The organism is Fodinisporobacter ferrooxydans, from assembly GCF_022818495.1.
In the GTDB taxonomy this organism is placed as follows: Bacteria; Bacillota; Bacilli; order Tumebacillales; family MYW30-H2; genus Fodinisporobacter; species Fodinisporobacter ferrooxydans.
Window position 1 is genome coordinate 4,175,265 of record NZ_CP089291.1, and the last position, 22,114, is coordinate 4,197,378.

Annotated in this window: 20 protein-coding genes and 1 riboswitch; of the genes, 3 read left to right on the forward strand and 17 right to left on the reverse strand. The window is 46.5% G+C overall.

Annotated elements, in window-relative coordinates; translation table 11 throughout:
• Nucleotides 1–43: 43 nt before the first annotated feature.
• Complete coding sequence (gene efp / locus LSG31_RS20120; protein WP_347436815.1) at nt 44–601, reverse strand: elongation factor P; 558 nt, start codon at nt 599–601, stop codon at nt 44–46.
• 97 nt (nt 602–698) lie between these two features.
• The gene (locus LSG31_RS20125) at nt 699–1,775 is read right to left on the reverse strand and encodes a M24 family metallopeptidase (RefSeq protein ID WP_347436816.1); all 1,077 of its coding nucleotides are present in this window, start codon (nt 1,773–1,775) and stop codon (nt 699–701) included.
• Between the two features lie 277 nt (nt 1,776–2,052).
• Here LSG31_RS20125 and LSG31_RS20130 point away from each other — a divergent pair, with 277 nt between their 5' ends.
• Nucleotides 2,053–2,661, forward strand: coding sequence for a histidine phosphatase family protein (locus LSG31_RS20130; RefSeq protein WP_347436817.1), 609 nt, complete (start codon nt 2,053–2,055; stop codon nt 2,659–2,661).
• Between the two features lie 247 nt (nt 2,662–2,908).
• On the opposite strand, the gene gcvPB is transcribed toward LSG31_RS20130, so the two are convergent.
• From gcvPB to gcvT, 3 genes are all read right to left on the reverse strand, one after another.
• On the reverse strand, nt 2,909–4,366 hold the full coding sequence (gene gcvPB, locus LSG31_RS20135) for an aminomethyl-transferring glycine dehydrogenase subunit GcvPB (RefSeq protein ID WP_347436818.1): 1,458 nt from the start codon (nt 4,364–4,366) through the stop codon (nt 2,909–2,911).
• Nucleotides 4,363–5,712 carry an aminomethyl-transferring glycine dehydrogenase subunit GcvPA gene (gene gcvPA, locus LSG31_RS20140; protein WP_347436819.1) on the reverse strand — a complete coding sequence of 450 codons (1,350 nt, stop codon included), beginning with the start codon at nt 5,710–5,712 and terminating at the stop codon, nt 4,363–4,365. Before gcvPA ends, gcvPB begins: the two co-directional genes overlap by 4 nt.
• A gap of 141 nt (nt 5,713–5,853) precedes the next feature.
• Nucleotides 5,854–6,951 (reverse strand): glycine cleavage system aminomethyltransferase GcvT, encoded by a 1,098-nt coding sequence (gcvT, locus tag LSG31_RS20145; RefSeq protein ID WP_347436820.1) that lies wholly within the window; start codon nt 6,949–6,951, stop codon nt 5,854–5,856.
• A 387-nt stretch (nt 6,952–7,338) separates the two neighbouring features.
• A riboswitch (glycine riboswitch) is annotated at nt 7,339–7,442 on the reverse strand.
• Nucleotides 7,443–7,694: 252 nt separating this feature from the next.
• On the opposite strand from gcvT, the gene LSG31_RS20150 reads away from it, so the two are divergent.
• Both LSG31_RS20150 and LSG31_RS20155 read left to right on the forward strand, forming a co-directional pair.
• Nucleotides 7,695–9,347, forward strand: a complete 1,653-nt coding sequence (locus tag LSG31_RS20150) for a DEAD/DEAH box helicase (protein WP_430734292.1) — start codon at nt 7,695–7,697, stop codon at nt 9,345–9,347.
• Nucleotides 9,348–9,370: 23 nt separating this feature from the next.
• Nucleotides 9,371–10,315 carry a YqhG family protein gene (locus tag LSG31_RS20155; RefSeq protein WP_347436822.1) on the forward strand — a complete coding sequence of 315 codons (945 nt, stop codon included), beginning with the start codon at nt 9,371–9,373 and terminating at the stop codon, nt 10,313–10,315.
• A gap of 235 nt (nt 10,316–10,550) precedes the next feature.
• On the opposite strand, the gene zapE is transcribed toward LSG31_RS20155, so the two are convergent.
• From zapE to LSG31_RS20215, 12 genes are all read right to left on the reverse strand, one after another.
• On the reverse strand, nt 10,551–11,483 hold the full coding sequence (zapE, locus tag LSG31_RS20160; RefSeq protein ID WP_347436823.1) for an AFG1/ZapE family ATPase: 933 nt from the start codon (nt 11,481–11,483) through the stop codon (nt 10,551–10,553).
• A 193-nt stretch (nt 11,484–11,676) separates the two neighbouring features.
• Nucleotides 11,677–12,642, reverse strand: a complete 966-nt coding sequence (gene thrB, locus LSG31_RS20165; protein WP_347436824.1) for a homoserine kinase — start codon at nt 12,640–12,642, stop codon at nt 11,677–11,679.
• Nucleotides 12,639–13,712, reverse strand: a complete 1,074-nt coding sequence (thrC, locus tag LSG31_RS20170) for a threonine synthase (RefSeq protein ID WP_347436825.1) — start codon at nt 13,710–13,712, stop codon at nt 12,639–12,641. Before thrC ends, thrB begins: the two co-directional genes overlap by 4 nt.
• 160 nt (nt 13,713–13,872) lie before the next feature.
• Complete coding sequence (locus tag LSG31_RS20175; protein WP_347436826.1) at nt 13,873–14,316, reverse strand: ACT domain-containing protein; 444 nt, start codon at nt 14,314–14,316, stop codon at nt 13,873–13,875.
• Between the two features lie 422 nt (nt 14,317–14,738).
• Entirely contained in the window at nt 14,739–16,664 is a 1,926-nt protein-coding gene (gene asnB / locus LSG31_RS20180) for an asparagine synthase (glutamine-hydrolyzing) (RefSeq protein ID WP_347436827.1), read from the reverse strand.
• Between the two features lie 203 nt (nt 16,665–16,867).
• Complete coding sequence (locus LSG31_RS20185; RefSeq protein WP_347436828.1) at nt 16,868–17,311, reverse strand: hypothetical protein; 444 nt, start codon at nt 17,309–17,311, stop codon at nt 16,868–16,870.
• A gap of 47 nt (nt 17,312–17,358) precedes the next feature.
• A complete protein-coding gene (locus tag LSG31_RS20190) occupies nt 17,359–17,820 on the reverse strand; it encodes a hypothetical protein (protein ID WP_347436829.1) in 462 nt (153 codons plus the stop codon).
• Nucleotides 17,801–18,241 (reverse strand): hypothetical protein, encoded by a 441-nt coding sequence (locus LSG31_RS20195; protein ID WP_347436830.1) that lies wholly within the window; start codon nt 18,239–18,241, stop codon nt 17,801–17,803. The genes LSG31_RS20190 and LSG31_RS20195 overlap by 20 nt, the downstream gene beginning before the upstream one ends.
• 259 nt (nt 18,242–18,500) lie before the next feature.
• A complete protein-coding gene (locus LSG31_RS20200; protein ID WP_347436831.1) occupies nt 18,501–18,968 on the reverse strand; it encodes a hypothetical protein in 468 nt (155 codons plus the stop codon).
• Between the two features lie 34 nt (nt 18,969–19,002).
• Nucleotides 19,003–19,455 (reverse strand): competence type IV pilus major pilin ComGC, encoded by a 453-nt coding sequence (locus LSG31_RS20205; RefSeq protein ID WP_347436832.1) that lies wholly within the window; start codon nt 19,453–19,455, stop codon nt 19,003–19,005.
• A 148-nt stretch (nt 19,456–19,603) separates the two neighbouring features.
• Nucleotides 19,604–20,707, reverse strand: a complete 1,104-nt coding sequence (locus LSG31_RS20210; RefSeq protein ID WP_347436833.1) for a type II secretion system F family protein — start codon at nt 20,705–20,707, stop codon at nt 19,604–19,606.
• Nucleotides 20,619–21,920 (reverse strand): GspE/PulE family protein, encoded by a 1,302-nt coding sequence (locus LSG31_RS20215; protein WP_347436834.1) that lies wholly within the window; start codon nt 21,918–21,920, stop codon nt 20,619–20,621. The genes LSG31_RS20210 and LSG31_RS20215 overlap by 89 nt, the downstream gene beginning before the upstream one ends.
• Between the last annotated feature and the right edge of the window lie 194 nt (nt 21,921–22,114).

The window sequence follows — 22,114 nt, forward strand, 5'->3', positions numbered from 1 at the left end:
GCAGCTGCTGGAAAGCGGCTGCTGTTTTTTGCCGATCGTTTGCTTATGCGCGGGAAACATAATCGCCGCTGCGTGTATCGATGACAAGCTTATCGCCTGTATTGACAAAGAACGGAACTTGTACAACATATCCTGTCTCCACTGTTGCAGGCTTGGTGCCGCCTGTCGCCGTATCGCCGCGAATGCCCGGCTCTGTCTCGGTCACTTCGAGTACAACCGTATTCGGCACTTCGACTCCGATCGCTGCACCTTCATAGATCACGACATAGCAGTTCATATTTTCTTTCAGGAAATTCAATTCATATTCCAGCATGCTACCCGGAACTTGCAGTTGCTCATACGTCTCTGTGTCCATAAACGTATACATATCTCCATCATTGTAGAGATATTGCATTTCCCGCGTCTCAATGCGGGCACGGGGCACTTTTTCACCCGCGCGGAAGGTTTGTTCCTTGACAGCGCCCGTCTTTACATTTTTCAATTTCGTACGAACAAATGCCGCACCTTTTCCTGGTTTTACGTGCAAAAATTCAACTACGCGAAAAATTTGCCCGTCATATTCAATCGTTACACCTGGACGAAAATCGTTGCTCGAAATCATGAATATTCATTCCTCCTAAACATCAAACAAAATCAATCCATATCTTGCATACAAAGTGTATACAAAGCTATATAGTAAACACGCCGAACAGCAACATTTACCGAATCAACAGCAATTCCTTTGCAGAATGTGTCAAACGTTCATTTCCGGCCGATGTAATGACAATATCGTCTTCGATCCGTACACCGCCGAAATCCGGAATATAGATCCCCGGTTCAACTGTCACAACCATCCCCGGCTCCAACACGTCATCCGAAATTTTGGACAATCGCGGCTGTTCATGGACAGCCATCCCCAACCCATGTCCCAAGCTATGTCCAAAGCATTCCCCAAAACCATGTGCTTCAATTCGTCGGCGAGCAATAGCATCTGCTTCTTGACCGGTCATTCCCGGTTTGATCGCGGCTAGAGCCTGAATTTGCGCCTCCAATACGATCCCATAGATCTCTTTGTGTCTCGGATCAGGAGTTCCCATACATATGGTGCGGGTAATATCGGAGCAATATCCTTGATACACCGCGCCAAAATCCAATGTTACAAATTCGTTGTTTTGAATGACCCGCTCGCTAGCTACCCCGTGCGGCAAAGCAGAACGCGGTCCGGAAGCGACGATCGTTTCGAAGGAACAGCCGCTGGCTCCTTGTTTGCGCATGAAAATTTCCAATTCCAAAGCGACTTCCCGCTCCGATAATCCGGGGCGAATCCATTTCACGATATGTAAAAATGCAGCATCAGCAATGTTTGCTGCGGTACGCATGATTTCCAATTCCTGCTCGTCTTTGACGAGTCGGAGCGTTTCTACCAATCCTTTGACCGGGACAAGCTCAATGGATGGCAATTGTTCCACAAGTTGCCGATATTGATCGAACGTAACAAAATCTTCTTCAAACGCCGCCGCACGTACGGAACGCTGCTGCAGGACCTGGCATGCTGCTTGAAACATTTGTGCCGGACCATGCTCGATCACTGCAAAATGCGGAGATTGGAACTTTGCTTGCTCCGTATAACGAGAATCCGTCAACAAATAGGCAGCATCGACCGTGACCACAGCCATCCCGGAAGAACCGGTGAAACCTGTCAAATAGCGGCGGTTTTCCGGTTGCATGACAAGTACCGCAGCAAAGGATTTCTGTTTAAGCACATTCTGCAAACGCTGTAGCCGCCATTCCATCACGAACTCCCCTTTTTCAGTACGTTCTCGTCTTCTGGCAAAAATCCCAAAACATTGTACCATAAACACGCCATTTTGAATAGTCTGACCGTAAAACTTGCACCTGCGATAGCTTATTTACATATTCTACTCTAAAATCACATCCTATGATATACTTTTTACAATTCACAGATATCTCTGTTGCCAAAGCAGCACCAACAGAAGAATGCATACATTCGAAGTGAACGGATCCAGTGCTATCTATGGGCTTTGGGCTGATTTCTCAGTTGGAGGGAACCAAATGAAAACGAGAATCCTGTTAATTCGTCATGGTGAAACGGATTGGAATTCACAACGGAGAATTCAGGGACATACTGACATCCCTCTGAATCACATCGGGCTGCAACAAGCACGGCAAGTAGCGAATCGAATGCGGCAGGAAGCAATCTCCGCGTGCTATAGCAGTGATCTGCAACGGGCGCGCAACACTGCTGAACATATCGCGAAACATCACGGCCTTGGTGTGAAAATCAATGAACGGTTGCGAGAACGGTATTATGGACAATTGGAAGGCATGACGAAAGATGAAATCGATCAAATGTTCCCCGATTACCAAGCGCGAAATCATGCGAACGTAGGTCAGGAAACGTTGGAACATGTGCGTCTCCGCGCGATGCAGGCATTGGCGGAAATCGCCGAGCGGCATCGCGGACAATCGGTCGCTGTCGTGAGCCACGGCGGCTGGATTAATGCTGTTCTTTTTATGATAAGTGAAGGAAAAGCAGGTACAGGCATCACACATCTGGAAAATACGAGTATTACAACACTGATTCGGGAAGGGCAACTTTGGAAAATCGAAACGATTGGAGACGTGCTACACCTTGGGGAGGATGCATCGATCCTGTCGTAGAGAGTCTGGAACCATCTTTTGCTTGCGGGAGGCTGTCCCAAAAGTCATTTTTGGTTTTTCAGCCCCTACTTTTTTCACAATAAAAATAAAGAACAAACCTCCAGCACCGCTTTCTTTGTGGTTTTGGAGGTTTTTCGTTCTAGTTTTGGGACTGGTTCATCCAATGTCACCCTGGACAGCCTCTATGTGCGTTTCTTAGCAAATCTTTCTCACAGATTTTCTTATTCCATTCAAATTTCTATTCAAATTACGATTGCTTTGTATAGCGCAAAATCGGCGAACGGGCAGCTGTTGTTTCATCCAGGCGCCGCACGAGGGTATGATGCGGTGCTTGTATCACCGTCTCAGGCTCCGTTTCCGCCTCTTTGGCAATTCGAATCATGGTATCGATAAATTGATCCAAAGTTTCTTTGCTTTCCGTCTCCGTCGGCTCGATCATGATCGCTTCTTCCACATTCAACGGAAAATAAATGGTCGGCGGATGAAAACCAAAATCCAGCAAGCGTTTGGCGATATCCAATGTCCTGACGCCAAGTTTCTTTTGTCTGCGTCCAGACAATACAAATTCATGTTTGCAAAGCGTATCATACGGCAAATCAAAATAAGACTGCAATTTGCGCATCATGTAATTAGCGTTCAATACGGCATCTTCCGATACCCGTTTCAACCCTTCGGCTCCCAATGTGCGGATATACGTATAAGCACGCACCAGGATGCCGAAATTACCGTAAAACCCTTTTACTTTACCAATGGATTCCGGATGATCATAGTTCAGTACATATGTGCCGTTTTGATATTCAACGGTCGGTGTCGGCAGAAATGGAATCAAATCTTTTTTTACACCGACAGGGCCTGCTCCAGGACCTCCGCCTCCGTGCGGAGTGGAAAATGTTTTATGGAGATTCAAGTGCACCACGTCAAATCCCATATCGCCCGGTCGCGCATAACTTAAAATGGCGTTGGCGTTGGCTCCGTCATAATACAACAATCCCCCCGCCTGATGCACAATTTCCGCAATTTCCACAATATTTTCTTCAAACAACCCGAGTGTACTTGGATTTGTCAACATGAGCGCTGCCGTATCAGGGCCAACGACCGCCCGCAAGGCGTCCAGGTCCACGCCGCCTTGCTCGTTGGACTTTACGGTAATCGTGCTGTATCCAGCCACACTTGCGCTGGCCGGGTTGGTTCCATGGGCGGAATCGGGCACGATGACTTTTGTCCTTTGTTCCCCGCGGGACTCATGATATGCGCGAATCATCATCAAGCCCGTCCATTCTCCATGAGCGCCGGCGGCCGGCTGCAGACTGACTTGATCCATGCCGGTGATTTCCGCCAAGTCCTTTTGCAAGTTGTATAGCAGTTCGAGGGCGCCTTGCACCGTTTCTTCCGGCTGATACGGGTGAATATTGGCGAACCCGGGCAAGCGTGCCGCCCATTCATTGCGCTTTGGGTTGTATTTCATCGTACAAGAACCAAGGGGGTAAAAACCGGACTCCACCCCGTGATTGCGTTTGGATAGCTCCGTAAAATGGCGAACGAGATCAAGCTCGCTCACTTCCGGCAATTCTGCCGGCGCATGCCGCTGCAGATGCGCAGGGACCAATGCATCGATGCCCTCCGCTTCCACATCACATTCCGGCAGCGTATATGCAGATCTCCCTGGTACACTTATTTCAAAAATCAATTGTTTTTCCCCGTTCATACAATTTCCCCCAATCGTGCTGCGAACACATCGATGTCGTCTTTCGTCAATTGTTCCGTTACTGCGATCAACATGCAGTTTGCAAGTTCCGGATAATTCCGCTCCAACTCATATCCGCCGATGATTCCCTTTTGCAGCAACTGTTTGTTCACATCTGCCACGGGCTTTTGCAGGCGAACCGCAAATTCATTAAACGTGTAGGCGGAAAAGACAAGTTCCACACCCGCGACCTCAGACAGCCGCTTTTTTGCATAATTAGCTTTTTGGATGTTCAGGTTTGCAACGTCTTGCAATCCTTGTTTTCCCATATAACTCATATATACAGTTGCTGCCAGTGCGTTCAATGCCTGATTGGAACAAATATTGGAAGACGCTTTTTCCCGCCGGATGTGTTGTTCACGGGCCTGCAGTGTCAGCACAAACCCGCGCCGCCCTTCACTGTCTTTGGTCTGCCCGGCAATCCGCCCCGGTACGCGCCTGACGTGCTCTTTCGTAGCCGCCAAAAAACCAACGTAAGGACCTCCGAAAGATAGAGAGTTGCCGAGCGGCTGCCCGTCGCCGACGACGATGTCTGCGCCGCATGCGCCGGGAGATTCCAGGATGCCGAGTGCCAACGGATTGCAGGCGACGATCAATTGCGCCTTTTTGGCATGCGCGATTTCCGCCAATGCCTTTAGATCTTCGATGCTACCAAAAAAATTTGGATAGCTGACCATGACTGCTGCAATTTCCTCTGTGACACTTGCGCTGAGCGCCTGCACATCTGTCATGCCGTCTTTGTACGGAAGCTCTGCAACTGCCACGTTTTGCCCCTTCGCATATGTGGCAAGCACGCCGCGATATTCCGGATGTACGGCGCGGCTGACCAATACCTTGGAGCGGCGGGTTGCCGAACAAGCCATCATGGCAGCTTCCGCAAAGGCAGTCGGCCCATCGTACATCGAGGCGTTTGAAACATCCATGCCTGTCAATTCGCAAATTAACGTTTGATATTCGAAAATCGCCTGCAGCACGCCTTGGCTGATTTCCGGCTGGTACGGCGTATAGGCAGTCGCAAACTCCGACCGGCTGATGATCGCATCGACAACCGACGGAATGTAATGATGATAGGCGCCCGCCCCAAGAAAGCATAAAACTGTATCAAGGCTGGTATTTTTATTTGCCAGTGCTTGCAAATGACGTTTGATTTCCAGTTCCGACATTTCTTTGGGCAAATCATAGAGGCGGTTAAATAGGACCGCTTCCGGGATATCGGCAAACACATCTTCGATCTGCGAAAGTCCCAAAAATTCCAACATTTGCTGGCGATCTTCCGTTGTATGTGGGAGATAACTGAATGATTTCAAGAATAATCCTCCTTGTGTCTTCACTATCAGCTGTGTATACAAGATAAGTTGAATGTATAAGGTGAGCTGTGTTTACAAGCATCTGCTTCATAGCCAACCAATTCATGCGCATCTGCTTTATAAGTATCAACTTTTAAGCATCTACTTCGCACGTTTATAAAATGGCGTCTTCATGACGACCGCCCGCACCGGTTTATTGCGAATGATGACATCAAACTCCTGACCCATCGAGGCATATGCCACATCGACAAGGGCCAGACCCAGGTTCTTTTTCAATGTGGGTGCAAACGTGCCTGTCGTTACTTGGCCGATCGTTTGGCCATTAACCTGAACCTCATAATGGCTGCGGGGAATCCCGCGCTCGACCATCTCAAACCCCACGAGTTTGCGTTTGACACCATTGGTTTTCTGCTCTTGCAATGCGGCACGCCCGATAAATTCTCCTTTATCCAGCTTGACAAACATGCCAAGCCCTGCTTCCAGCGGGGAAATATCTGCCGAGATTTCTTGTCCGTACAACGGCAGGCGCGCTTCAAAACGCAGCGTGTCACGGGCGCCCAGACCTATCGGCACCAATCCGTCTTCCTTGCCTGCTGCCAGCAATCGATTCCACAATTGAACCGCCTGATCTGCTTGCACATAGAGTTCAAACCCGTCTTCCCCGGTATAGCCGGTCCGTGAGATCAATGCCTGAATCCCGGCGACCTCCACATTTTGTGCAAACCAATAATAGCGAATCTGTGACAAATCGAAAGCGGTGAGCTTCCGCAGGATCTGCTCGCTCTTCGGTCCCTGCAGCGCCAATTGGGCGATCTCCCCGGACTTGTTCTCCACATGCACATCCCCTTGCACATGAGCGGAAATCCATTCAAAATCCTTTTCGATATTGGCCGCATTGACGACAAGCAGGTATTCATGCCCGGCAAGGCGATAGACAAGCAAATCATCCACACAGCCGCCATGCTCATAACACATCGGCGAATACATCGCCTGGTTGATTTCAAGCCTGGAAATGTCATTTGTAATGAGCCTTTGAATGGACGCGAACGCATCCGGCCCGGATAGTACAATTTCGCCCATATGGGAGACATCAAATAGACCCGCTTGTGTCCGAACTGCCGCATGTTCATCCAAAATTCCTTTGTACTGTACAGGCAATGCCCAACCGCCAAAATCAATCGTTTTTCCGCCATATTCTTGGTATACGGGAAACAACGGGGTTTGTTTTAAAACGTCCATAATACACTCATCCTTCCGGAATTCATATTCCTCACAATTCCTCACAATTCCTCACAATTCCTCACAATTCCTCACAATTCCTCACAATTCCTCACAATTCCTCACACTTTCCCAGTTTCTCGCATTTCGAACTTCCTCATGGTCACTCTCATCCATTTCAAAAAATTTACAACAAAAAAGGAGACACGCAGGCCTGCAAACCCGTGTCTCCTCTGTCCTTGCTACCTGAGAGTTCCCTTCCATTTTGTACATAATTACAAATGAGTGTTCAAATACAAGTGAATGTTTAAACGTGCAGTGCAGTTTATCATACACGTATTTGTAGTATGTACAAACCAATTTGAAGTTACCCCGTTGGTGGCCAATCATTGGCACTCTCCAGAGTCGCGTCCCTTCGCGGTACTTTTGCCTGAGAGATTCATGTTCCGTTCGGTCTGAACCATTTGCTCCTTCGGCGTTATCCATAGGATACTCTCTCCCACGAAGATCATCCGCAAATATTCATTTAAAAATGTGTAAGCATGAAACATTCCATACAAAGAGGGTATACTATGCGCTACCAGATTGCAAGATAGAAAAATAAGAAACGATCCAAAACGATTGAAACAGGTCAAAAATTCGTTTTTGTGGGGGATTTGCCCGTGTTGTCTTCAACAACTCTTCCATCATCCCAACACCAAGTATCTTCAATTTCAAAATCTTTTGTTCCTGCTTGCCAATTTGAAGAATTCTTGGTACAAGAAATGATGGAGCGATTTGACACAAATGCTTGGGATAATTGGGAATGTTTTCAACTCGCCATCGAAGCTGAACAAATCACTTTGGCTCCCAATTTTGAAGAACTCCTTTGTCTTGATCAATTAAAAGATGTTGTATTGTATGACCACCAGATCCAAACGGCCAAACGCGTCTTGAATGAATTGCATGGACGGGCGATTTTGGCGGACGAAGTGGGATTAGGCAAAACGATAGAAGCTGGCATGATCATAAAAGAATATATGATTCGCGGACTTGTGAAAAAAGTATTAATTCTGGTTCCGGCCTCTCTTGTATCCCAATGGACAAGGGAGTTGAATCAAAAATTTCAAATCCCTGCGTATGCGCAGAAAAAGGAATGGGCCTGGACCGCTTACGATTGTATCGTCGCATCCATCGATACGACCAAACGGGATCCGCACCGGCAGATCGTGCTCGATCAAGAGTGGGATATGGTGATTGTGGATGAAGCACACAAATTAAAAAATAACAAAACGCAAAACTGGCAGATGGTCAACCAATTGCGCAAAAAATATTTGTTGCTGCTTACAGCGACACCTGTTCAAAACGATTTAAAAGAGCTATACAACTTAATCACACTGTTAAAGCCGGGACAATTGGGCAATATCGAACACTTTATGGACAACTACGTAGAAGAAAAGCGATTGCCCAAAAACTCCACAGAACTGAAAAGCGTCATCGATGAAGTCATGATTCGCAACAAGCGCAGCGAAGGAAACATCCAGTTTACCAAGCGGATCGTAACGTCCATTCCGGTTGAATTGTCACCCGAAGAACGAAATCTATATGATGCAGTATCCGCATTTGTCAAAGATGAATACAACAAACGCAAAGAATTCAAATTAAATGTTCTGCCGTTAATGATTTTACAGCGGGAGATTTGCAGTTCACCTTATGCGGCTGCCGTTACGTTGGAGTCGATGCTGAAAGACCCGGATACACATCCGGATGTAAAGATGCAATTGCAAGAGATGTATCATTTGATTGAGCGCATTCCACAATACACCAAAGTTCAAAAAGTAATGGAATTAATTCGCGATATCGACGATAAAGTCATCATATTTACCGAATATCGGGCGAGCCAAGATTTCTTGATGTACATGCTGAAAAAGCAAGGAATCATGTGTGTTCCTTTTCGCGGCGGATTTAAACGCGGCAAAAAAGACTGGATGCGGGAATTGTTCGAAAAGAAGGCAAGAGTATTAATTGCGACAGAAGCCGGCGGCGAGGGCATCAACCTGCAATTTTGCAATCAGATCATCAATTTCGACTTGCCTTGGAACCCCATGCGGCTGGAACAACGGATCGGCCGTGTACATCGATTGGGGCAAACTCGGGATGTTCATATCTATAATTTATCCACGAAAGATACGATTGAAGAACATATCGTTCATCTGCTGCAAGAGAAAATTCGCATGTTTGAAATGGTGATCGGTGAACTGGATCTGATTATCGGCAAACTGCGGATGAAAACTACTTTTGAAAAAAAATTGATGGAATGGATCGTAACAGCCAAAGACAAGGATGAATTGCAGCAGCAATTGGATCAATTAGGGTCCATGATTCAACAGACACAACAGGATTTGCAGCATGAGGAATTGGAACCTTTTGAATTCTAATTCGTTGGGAGGTGCGACAGTTCATGAATCAGGCACAGATACAAGGATACTGCAAACGGTATTTCGAAGCGGTAGGAGCTTCGATTTACCGGGAAGAACCCCAGTATTTGCAGGTTGAATTGCCAAGAGATGTAGACAAAGAGCTGATTGAACGGCCCTTTTTCTGGAAATGGGCAGAGGCCATGGGGCAACATGTAGAGCCAACCATTTTGCATCTGATTTTTTCGCCTGATAAAAAACCGCAAGATGCTGCACGATTGCATTATGTAGGATTAGGCAGCCAACAACTTTTAAAAATTTTTCAATCTGCAAAAAAACGCGGACGAATTGTCCGTTTATTCGAAACAGGCAAAAAATCAGGCAGCGGCAGCTATATTCCTTATTTGATTGCGACGATAAAAATCTCATACCTGTCAGACCGGCGCAGAGACATATTTACATGCGATGCTGTGGAAATGCAATCAGGTGTCATCCTGACTGATGTGTGGGGGCATCTGGCAGCACGGACGTACCAAGCATCCCCGCAAGCGCCGACGCCCTGCAAGCATCAAAATCCTCTGCGCCCAACAGGCCACGCTCCAACGGATCGGCTAAAGATTGGGAATGGTTCAAATCGCGATACAAAGGAACATGAGGAGTATGCAATCGAATCCGCTCTGGATGATGTAGAATTGTGGAAAATGCAGTGCCAATCGGCATGGGAAGATTTAAAAAACGATATTGCAAAACGCATCCATGCAGAAGATCATGCATGGGCAGAAGAAGCCATGGAACAATTGCGGCAAGACAAAAAACAATTGGATGACTACTATGAAGGGCTTTTGCAAAAAGCCAAGGAAGATGAAATGCAGGCATATTTGGCGGAACGGGAAACCAGGTTGGCGGAGCTAGCTTGGCGCAGACAGCCGCGCATCCGGATCGAGCCGTTTAGCATCGGTTTGTTTTTTTTACGCACACCTTTGCTGTAAAATAAGCAAACCCAAACATCTTATAAGCGGATGTTCAAAAAACGGGCAAGACTCACTGACTTCACCACTTTTTGTACGAAAATAACATTTTCATGTGATGCGGTGGCTGAAAGGCCACATAAGTTTTGAACACGCACTATAAGATGTCCGGGTTTACACGTACATCCGGTTACCATATCGAGTATCCGGTTACTACAACGAGTATCTGATTACTACAACGAGCAATTGGTTATCCTTATCGATCGAGGAACTGGATATCCCGCAAGCGCGCATCTTCGCCATCCAGTCGGCCATGACGGTTCATCTGTACAATCCGGCTTTTTAAAGCATCTACCATCTGCTGCAACTCGGGCGAGACTCGCCCGTAAATCGCCGGCGGTTCATAGTTGCTGGTAAACAACGTCGGCAGTTGTGCGTTAAACCGATAATTGATGATGCGAAAAATGCGGTCGATTGTAAATTCATTGGCCCGTTCTTGGGCAAATTCGTCAATGGCCAAAACAGGCACCTGGCAATACGTTTCAACAATTGGCTCAACATCTTGTCCGGAACCGATCAAACTGCGCAACTTATCAAAAATCGTCTCAGCGCGGATAAAAATACAAGGAATTCTCCGTTCCGTCAACCGGTTGACAATTGCCAATAACAGATGAGTTTTGCCCACACCCGGCGGCCCAAAGATATACAATCCCTTGGAAGCCTCACCCACTTGGTACGTATCGCTGAATTGCAAAGCGGTCGTATATAATTTGGGGAATTTTTTGCGCTGTTCTGCCGGAAAATTGGAAAATGCAAACCGTTCGAGACCATAGACTCTTCCGGAATATTGCTTAAACCGTTCCACTCTCCGCAGTTCTTGCCACTGCATATACGGCTGGCAATGGTGTGTCCGTACAATCAACTCGCCATTGTATTCGCCAAGCACTTCCGTCATCCCTTGCGCATCGCCCATTTTCCCGCAATTCTCGTAGCCTTTGCACTCTTTGCAGATCCGTTTTTGCTTCAAATAATCCAACAAGGCAATTTGACCGCGGCTTACTGCATCTCTGGAAAGATTCAATTCCTTCAATTCCGGAATGTTTTTATAAAAATCTTCTATCGTATACGTTCCACGAAATTTTTTTGCGATCGAGCCAAGATCCGATAAAGCAGAACCGATATGTTGCAAATTCGATTCCCCCTTTTCACCGACTCTTAAAACAATTCGATATTACGGAATTGGATTCCTTCTGCATTTCTGCTGTTAGTTTCAGGATCTGAATCCATACCTTGATCATACTTTGACATTGTACACCGTAAGCAAATGAAGAATCGATACGACGCAAACCGTACCAATGAACTGCGTACTATGAAATGCGAGGCTATGATATGCGAACGGACTTCTCAAAGCCGGACGTTTGCGCCGGGGAGTGTCGATATTTCTCCTCATCCACGAAACTTGCCCCATTCCAATCCGGTTTTAGCACGAGTGTCGTACAATTTGTGCCGGCCTCGGCAAGTCCCGCAAACAATGCAGCCCGAATCCGCTCCATGCGGTTTTCGTCACAAAACGCGATGACAGACGGTCCTGCACCGCTTAATGCGACGCCAAAAGCTCCTGCTTCTCTGGCCAGCCGCACCGCTTTTTCCATGCCTGGCACCAACGGCATGCGGTACGGTTCGTGAATCAAGTCCCGCATCGAATCCCGCAGCAATTCCATGTCCCCGCTCGCTACAGCGGCTACCAACAATCCAGCCGCACCGATATTAGCGACAGCATCGCAAAATTTTACTTGTTCCGGCAGAACATTCCGGGACACGGAAGTCGCTAAATGAAAATTGGGAACAGCTACAACACAAGTGAACTCCTTTGGCAATTCAAACCGCTTATACAGGACGGCGGCACCGGCTGCAAATTGCCCGCTTACGACAAATCCACCCAGCATCGCCGCGCTGACATTATCCGGATGGCCTTCCAGATCAGACGCAAATGTGAGCAACCGCTGCTGTGAATAGCGGTCGTTCAACAGGCGATTGGCAGCAAGCACACCGCCAACGATTGCCGTGGCGCTGGATCCCAGCCCCCGCGTAATCGGCACTTCATTATGAATATGAATGTTTAATGGCGGAACTTCTTCGCCTGCTTTTTCAAACACGTAGCGAATCGCCTGAAAAACGATGTTTTGTTCGTCCAAAGGCACATATTCGCTGCCTTCTCCATCTACAGTAATTACGAGTCCCTGCTCGATACGCTCTACTTCAATCTCATTGTATAACTGCAGGGCCAGACCGAACGAATCAAATCCAGGTCCCATATTTGCCGATGTGGCGGGAATGCGAACTTTCATCGTCCCACACCCGACACGCTGCCGCCATATATCGCTTCTACGACGGCATCCCGATCTGCCGGCAATTTGGTAATTAAACCATCTGTGGCAAAGCGCATGGCAGTATCCGGATCTTTCAAGCCGTTTCCTGTCAGAACACAAACAATTCGGCTGCCTTGCTCAATCTTCCCTTGTTCATACATTTTTAAAACACCGGCAACAGAAGCGGCAGATGCAGGTTCACAGAAAATCCCTTCCCGTCCAATCAAGCGATACGCTTCCAGTATTTGATCGTCTGTTACGGAATCAATGACGCCGCCGGATTCGTCTCTCGCTTGTACGGCGCCTTGCCAGCTCGCCGGATTGCCAATTCGAATAGCGGTTGCCAATGTTTCCGGATTTGGAATCGGTTCGCCGCGAACGATAGCCGCAGAGCCTTCTGCTTCAAATCCGAACATGCGGGGCAGACGGTCGCTTTTTCCATGTTCGTAATATTCTTTAAAGCCTTTCCAATATGCCGTGATATTCCCGGCATTGCCGACAGGAAGCGCCAGAATATCCGGTGCTGCCTGCAATGCGTCGCAAATTTCAAACGAAGCAGTCTTTTGCCCTTCGATCCGATATGGGTTTACCGAGTTTACCAACGTAATCGGATAGTGATCGGCAATATCCCGGACGATTTGCAAGGCAGCGTCGAAATTCCCTTCGATCGAGACAATTTGGGCACCATACATCACTGCCTGCACCAGTTTTCCCATGGCAATTTTCCCGGACGGAATGACGACGACTGCTTTCATGCCACAGCGGGCTGCATATGCGGCTGCCGCTGCAGAAGTATTCCCGGTCGATGCACAAATCACCACATTGGCGCCATCTGCATTTGCTTTCGTAATGGCAGCTGTCATGCCGCGATCTTTAAAAGAGCCGGTCGGATTGGCGCCTTCAAATTTCAGCCATATGTGCAATCCTGTCCGTTCTGACAAATTGTTCGCATATACCAATGGCGTGTTGCCTTCCTGCAAGGTAACAGCCTGTACATCCTTTGAAAACGGCATGAATTCACGGTACTCATCGATAATTCCTTTCCACATACCAGTTCCTCCTTAAAATAAAGCCATGTATTTTAACAAACACATGCAACTACATGTATTTATCTACTGTTCACTAACAAATACCAGTTCAAGAACAAATGCCGGTTCACTAACAAATGCCGGTTCAAGAAAAAAACAGCCACATGAGCGGTAAGACAAATTAACTGTATCCTACGACTTCCGCTTTCCGGACACCGGGAAATTGCAACAGTTGGGTCAGTAAATCATCGACCGAAATATTCATCTGTGCAATTCCGATCGTTGCCGTAATATGTGCGATCTCGCCCATCGGAACTCCTTGGTTGATCGTGATAATGTTGCCGCCAAAATTCGCAATGGAATTTAAAACGGTCGACAACGTTCCGGAACGGTGTTCGAGTATCAAGAATAGTGTAATCAAACGGTCCGCATCTATATCATGCTGTACAAATACCAATTCGCGGTATTTATAAAAAGCGCTGCGGCTTAATTCGACTTGTTGTACTGCTTCATTCACCGTTTGCACTTCACCGCGAGCCATCATTTCTTTTACTTTTACAGTTTTCCACATCGCTTCCGGCAAAATTTCTTCTGCAACCAGATAGAATTGGCGCTTCTTTTTCATAGATCCCCCTTCTGTCCGATTCGTGAAGCTTCAAAGCAATTTCCAACCGTTCACCAAGTATTATGCAATGTACGATGATACATTGTATTTGCATAGAAATGCTTTGGTCAGGGGCATTTGCAAGCACTCACTTATCCAGATCTACAAAAGTTTATTCGAGATCAACATTCGTATGTTCTCCATAAAAGGATTGCTATCCGCGTATAGTAGACAGTATACATGGAAATTCTACGCCTGGCAATAACCAAAAATCTCATAGTCAAACACGCCATAACCCAAACCCTTGAAATACAAATGAAAAGATACAACAAAAAATATAAATGAAAAAACATCCAACTGTAAGTCGAACACTACTTACAAATTGGATGCAGTCGAACACTGCTTACAAAATTGGATGTTTTCCCGAGGATTTCGACCGCAATCTACACCGTTACCGATTCCTGCTGATAGTTGCGGCGAACCTGAATATTCGGACTGGGAGCCGGGTTGATGTGCACAGAATGTTCAATATATATCTGATGCCACAATATAAACATTAAAATCGTCCATACCTTCCGGGAATTGTCGCGTACTTCCTTGCGATGATCTTCCAGCAATTGCAGCACGTATGATTTGTCGATCAATGAATCGATCGGGCTCGATTCAATCAACTGATATGCCCAGTCATAAAATTCATTCCGCAACCATTTTCGCATCGGTACAGGGAACCCCAGTTTTTTTCGGGTCGATACTTCCTTGGGCAAAATATCTTTGACTGCTTCCCGCAAGACAAACTTTGTCGTATTGTTCATCAAACGATACTGCATCGGAATTTTTGCGGCAAATTCAAAAATCTCCTTATCCAAGAACGGCACGCGCAATTCGAGAGAATTGGCCATTGTCATCTTGTCTGCTTTCATCAAGATATCGCCGGCAAGCCAAGTATGAATATCCACGTATTGCATTTTTGTCACATCATCATACGAAGCAGCACGCTGATAATAGTTTCCCGTAATGTCAAAAGGTTTCACAAAACCGGGCGCATCCGCATTGATTTTTACGAATCTGCGTTTTTCCTCATCCGTGAATATGAACGCATTTCCGACAAATCGCTCCTGCACAGGTTTGGATCCGCGCATCAGAAAACTTCTGCCTTTGACACCTTCCGGCATATAGGCTGCCATGGAACCCAATGTCCGCCGCATCGACGGCGGCATATAATCAAACATTTTCAAGGATAAAGGTTCCCTATATATGGTATATCCGCCGAAAATTTCATCGGCCCCTTCTCCTGATAACACAACGGTAATGTACTTGCTCGCCAATTCGGCTACAAAGTATAACGCTATCGCAGATGGGTCGGCAACCGGCTCATCTTGATAAAATGCGAGCCTTGGCAACTGCTCCCGATACGTTTCCGCCGATATGACGACATCCCGGTGCTCTGTCCCCAGAATCCGCGCAGTCTCCCGTGCATATTCGATTTCGTTCATTCCGCCGGCACCTTCAAAACCGACTGTGAAAGTTTTTACTTGCTCCATTTTCCGTAGTAATGCAACAACCGTGCTGGAATCTACGCCGCTGGACAAAAAAGCGCCGCGTGGTACGTCGCTGTTCATATGTATCTTGACAGATTCCTTTAACAGTTCCCGTGTCCCTTCAACAAAAAAGGACAATGGCTTGTCCGGTTCCGGATGAAAGGATGCCTCCCAATACCGCTCAATTTTTAATGTTCCGTTTTTCAGAACCATTCGATGGGCGGGGGGTAATTTCTTAATTTGCCGGAACATCGTATCCGGCTCCGGTACGTATTGAAACGTTAAATAATTCCAAAAAGATTGGGCATCCACTTCCCGTTTGACACCCGGAACTTGCAATAAACTTTTGATTTCCGAACCAAACGCAAAATGGTCGCCAGTTTCCACATAATAAAAAGGCTTGATCCCAAAGTAATCCCGAGCTGCGAACAGTTGCTGATTGCGGCTGTCCCAAATCGCAAATGCAAACATGCCGCGCAGTTCTCTGACACAATCCGGTCCTTTTTCTTCATAAAGGTGAACAATGACCTCTGTATCTGCTTCTGTTTTAAATGTATGTCCCAAATCGATCAATTGACGGCGCAGGGACTGATAGTTATAGATTTCACCATTGAAAATAATCCAAACAGTACCGTCTTCATTGGATAGTGGCTGATGCCCGCCTTCCAAATCGATAATGGATAAACGGCGGAATCCAAGTCCGACCCCGTGATCCAAATACACGCCATGATCATCAGGTCCTCTATGGATGATTTGGTCGCACATGCGGATGATTGTCGTTTCGTCAACCGCTTGATTGTTTTTGGTCATCAGACCGCATATACCACACATGGTTGGTTTCTCTCCTTTGTATGAACAAAAGACCACATGCGCGTGGTCATAAAAGTAGTGTAGTATGTTTACACTTGTACGTCAACGAACACATTTTCTCTTATTTTTGAGAAGATGTTCAAAAAGCAGTCAAAACCCCACGTTTTGAACACGCACTTCGGGAAAAACTTCCCGGCAAGTCTTTTTCACGATACCATAGATTTTTATGCGTGCATATAGGCGTATGTGTTCCGCGTCGTTGAATCATACCAGATCAGAATGATGCGCAAGGATCCATCCGCAGTTTTCCCCATTCCTTTGATCATGACTCCGGTTGGATTTTTTGCCTGCAAAGAGTTCCAAAGGGGCGGCTGTGGATCCGATTGTATGGTATATTGGCAGTTGCCATTTTCCCTGGCAATCCAGTCGCTTGTTCCACGCCAACTCCTGTCGCTATCCAGTTTCTGTTTCCCCAATTCCAATGCGTCTTGCGCCAAAACATTCGCCTTCAGCATTTGTTCCGTGCGGGTCACTTGGCGATTTTGAATCTCGGCATCTGTAATCAAAAATCCTGCCAATGTCAAACATACTACCATAATTGCCAATGTAAAGAGCGAGATAAAACCCTGTTCATTCGTTTGCAGTCCCTTTGCATATCGGATTGCCATTCGGATTCGAACTCTTTTTGTCACGACACGGACAGCATTTCGGACTCCTAGATGACTTTTGAATAAAATGTCAGATCGTAATGGACCGGTTTTTTGTCGTCTCCAAGATTGATTTGAATACGAAGGGCATTTGGTTCGATCCGCTGGAAATTCACGCTTCTCACATTTGTACAGGCAACTTCACCCCCACGGCCATTGATCAAGCGAACCACGTGCATCGCTTTTGGGTTTTTGTTGAACCAAAGCTCTACGGTTCCCCCTTTGGCAAGATCCAGTTGCAGATAACTGCCGACAGTGACGATTCTTGTGCTTTGGTTTACATCTTCCCTTAATTGTTGAAAAAAGACTGTTGCTTGCTCCATTCCATCCAGTTGCCTCGTACTTCGATCATACTGATGCCATACAAAACTTAAAAACATCAAAATAAGACTGAACAATAGGATAGAAATACTGACACTCACCAAGAGATCCCATAAAAAAATCCCCCGTTCATCCGTTCTTTTTCGCAATAGCTTTCAATGCCTCCCAATGAATGTTTCTTTGGCGTCCGTCAACTTCGATCCACTTCACATCCACACGATATTCGATCAGCGAAGGGAAATCAGCAGCCACCATGGGAACACGTGTGACGATATAGGTGATCCCATTTTGTGATCGTTCTATTTGTTCCGGTACATTTATTTGGGATTGTACCGCACTTTCGAGAACGTTATCTGCAATTTCCCAAGCAATCTCTCTGTGTATGCTTGCAGACTGCAACAACAGTGTCGAATGCAGTGCAAATACAGCACTAAGGGAAGCAACCGAACATATGGCGACAGCAACCAGCGCATCCAGTGTAAACATTCCTTTTTCGCCGATGCGGCCGATTTCCCATCCATTGATCCGTTTATGGAGCGTGTTTCCTGTATCTCCTCTTTCGATCTGCATACTCTCCTTTTGTTCGATTTTTAATAAAAGAGGATGTTCAAAAAGTAGTCAAAACTCCCCGGCGGATTGCTTTGCCGAATCCCAAAAAGGCTTACTCATGTACCAGACACGTACACTCCGTCGCCTTTTCGTGCTTCGGCTTCGCACTCCTTGTGTCTTACTTAACCACTTTTTGAACACGCACTAAAAGCAAATCATTCGTCACAACTAATTGCCATGTTCAGTTTCTATGTTTAGTTTCTATGTTTAGTTTCCATGTCTAGCTGCCATGTTGCAAAATATAAGGAAGTATGCTTACTTGACCTGATTGCATATAAAGAACAAGATTACGAATATCTCCATAGGAATCTGTCAAAATGATTTGTCCGCTGGTTGACGTTCTTCCGTAATAGTTATAGGTAATCTCACTGGATGGAAAGTTGAAGTAGTTATATTTGTAAGTGATGAAAGAAGGGGGATTGCGTCTATAAACAATGCCATTCGCCAAAATTTGATACGCCGGGCGCAACCGTTGCCATTGGAGAAGGCAAACCGAATGTGTCCGAATGGCTTCCTCTTGGCAATAGGTGATATCTGCTTTGACCTGCATCGCATATTGATTGAGCATATAGATTTCCAGATACCGTTTCAGACCAGCAATCGTCATACTTGAAACAATGGAAACAACCATCAATGCGAGAAGCAGCTCGATCAGCAGCATCCCCTCATGTTGTTTCAATATCTGCAACGTCTTGCACCTCCATTTTCCAGGCTTCCGCTCTTTAAGGAGTGGTCGGCGATACCCCATCCGTATCCCCCAATTCCCCATGTACACTGCATGATACTTGTGCCGTATCGTTGCTGATGATCACTGAAAACTGCCCGCCGGATGGTTCTTTTGGCTTTGCCTGTAAATACTTGTCGCTGACAAGAGTGTTTACTATTTCATCCGTTGTTCCAGTCGGATAGCTGTGATTTTCTACCCAATAGCTGTCCAGAGCAGTGCGAATCAATCGTTGGTCTGATTCGCAGGCCGCTTTTTGCGCTTTTTCGCCGGAACCACGCAAATTCGGTATGGCAATTGCCATCAGGACAGAAATGATAAAAACGCTCACCATGAGTTCCAGCAAAGTGAATCCGCGATCATTTGCAGGATAAGAAATGAACCGTTGTCTCTCCTGGCCCCTCTGTCTCCTCTGAAATGGTGATATCTGCCGCTCCCGCTTTCCATGCATCTGCAATCATCCTTCCTGAACGTGTCGAAAAATTCGGATACTATCCACACAATTCTTTTCCGTCGATCCTGTCATGCTTTCATATTCCATCTTAGAAAACACCGTGTACGATTCTATCCACATCATCCATTTCTATCGATCCAAACAGCTACATGGCTGACATCAATTGGAACATCGGCAATAAAACCAATAACACTGTCCCTCCTACGAAACCGCCGATGACGATCATGAAAACAGGTTGCAGCCGTTCAATGAAAAATCCAATGGCGTCCCTCCATTCTTCCCGCAAAACATGTGCAGCGTGCGTAAAGTTGCCCGCCAAGTCACCCGTTTGTTCTGCTAATTGAATCATTGCCAACAAGTCATTCGTAAAAGGAAAGGATTGCGCGGCTATTGTCGGAGAATCCCCCTGCAGAATGGACTGATGGAATCTTTCCGCAAAGTATTGCAATAAAGGTTGCTGCTTTGACATCTCCATAATTTGCAGACTTTGTGAAAGAGATACTCCCGCTTGTAGCAAAATCCCCAGGGATTCGGCAAAAGCCACACTAAACCACAGTTTTAAATACATTCTGATAAACGGGTATTTACAGGCGGACAGGAATGCTGCGGCTAATCGCTGAGGTTGCTGCCATAATTGGTACACTCTGAACCAACACAAAAGCAGCATGCCAATGCCACAAACACCGATTGCTGGCAACCCATATCGGATGCCGACGAGGGCCAGTTGCAAAGATTCACTTACATGGATCCCCATCATCTGATACATACTTTGAAATTGCGGCAAAACAAACCATGCGAGAAACGAAAGCAAAATACAGGTTGCCAGAAGAATCGTGAGAGGATATGTCAGCAGTTTGCGGATTTGCCGCTGCCACTCGAGCTGCTGCTGATAATGGCGCTTCATCATCTGTAAACAAAGGGCAAGTTCTCCTGTTTCTTCCCCAATTTGCACCATATGTACAAAAAGCGCCGGGAGACGTGTGGAATGCAGGGAAGCAGAAACTCGTTCACCCTGGTGAATGGCCTGCAGCAGTTGACCTGTGATGGCGGTCAGTTGTGGATGCAGAAGCGACTCGGATCGGTACAATGTTTGCAAGCAGTCGGAGATTGGCAATCCGGCAGCAAGCAATCCATGAAACATGCGTGTCCAACGAACAATGTCAGATAACGGAATTCGGCGTTGTGTCAGCTGTTGCCATCGAAATATCAGAAGTCTGCCCTGTCCCGCTAAACCAGCGAGCCATTTCATGCGAATCGGTAATTCCCTCCTTTACGTAGCGCAAAAGTATATTATCCAACATCTCCATCCCTTGTTTTCTTGCAAGGAGTCGCAATTCATCTTCACTGCCGTTTTGTGAGATCAGCCGTTTCAGCGATGCATGCAGCGGAAGAATTTCAAAGGCGCCTGTTCGCCCGGCATAGCCCGTCCCATTACACGTCTTGCAAGTCAGTGATTCCATACTTCCATCTACGCTTATGAATTTTGGATCATACGAACCCGTCTGGTGATGTGGCGCATCTGTAGCCGGATGATCAGAAGTTGGCTGTATATTTGCGGGGATATCATGCATGCAGCCATGGGGGCAACGTTTTCGCACAAGCCGTTGTGCAATCACTCCTCGTAAAGCAGAAGCCACCAAATATGGTTCGATGCCCATATCAATCAAACGTACAATCGCCTGTATACTGTCAGATGTATGCAGCGTACTAAAAACCCGATGTCCGGTTAACGCAGCCCGAATGGCGATTTCCGCCGTTTCGGCGTCCCGGATTTCTCCAATCATGATAATATTCGGATCTTGTCGCAACAATGAGCGCAAACCGGTCGCAAACGTAATGCCTGAACGGGAATTTATTTCGACTTGCGTGATTCCTTGAATCGAATATTCGATCGGATCTTCCAATGCCACAATATTGATACGCGGATCGTTGAGCAATTGCAGTGCGGTATATAAAGTGGTAGATTTACCGGACCCCGTAGGTCCTGTGACGAGGATCATCCCGTATGGAAATTCCAATAAGTTTCGGAACACCTGTACTGTCGAACGGTCCATTCCCAATTCTTCCAATGACAGTCTGCCATTTGTCGCGTACAGAAGACGCAGCACCAGCTTCTCACCGTCAATCGTAGGCATGGAGGAAATGCGAACATCGACTCTGTGCGGCTGTTTTTCCTGCATATCTCCTCCATTGTCGATGATCCACGGAAAACTTCCATCTTGAGGGCGCCGCTTTTCCGATATATCCATACCTGCCAAATTTTTCAGCCGAATGATGAGTCGCTGTGCATCTGCTGCCGGAATCGATTCAGGCAATGTAAACAACGCCCCATCCACTCGCAGCCGAACACGATACGCATGTTTGTATGGCTCCACATGAATGTCACTTGCCCGTTTTTCGACTGCAAACTGCAACAATTCATCCATTCCCACCATCCCTTCAGAGCTTGGCAAACGGAACATACAACACCTCCCTATGGAGTCATTAGAGGATATGTAAAATCAAACACGGCATTTTCCTCTTTTCCCATGATCTTGAAATATAAATTCTACATCGTCCGCCAATTTCCTTTTTGTTTTTAAATAAAAGTTATTTATTAAATAACATCATATTGTGAAAATATCCCCTGCTATATTTACGATTGAATTCTTATATG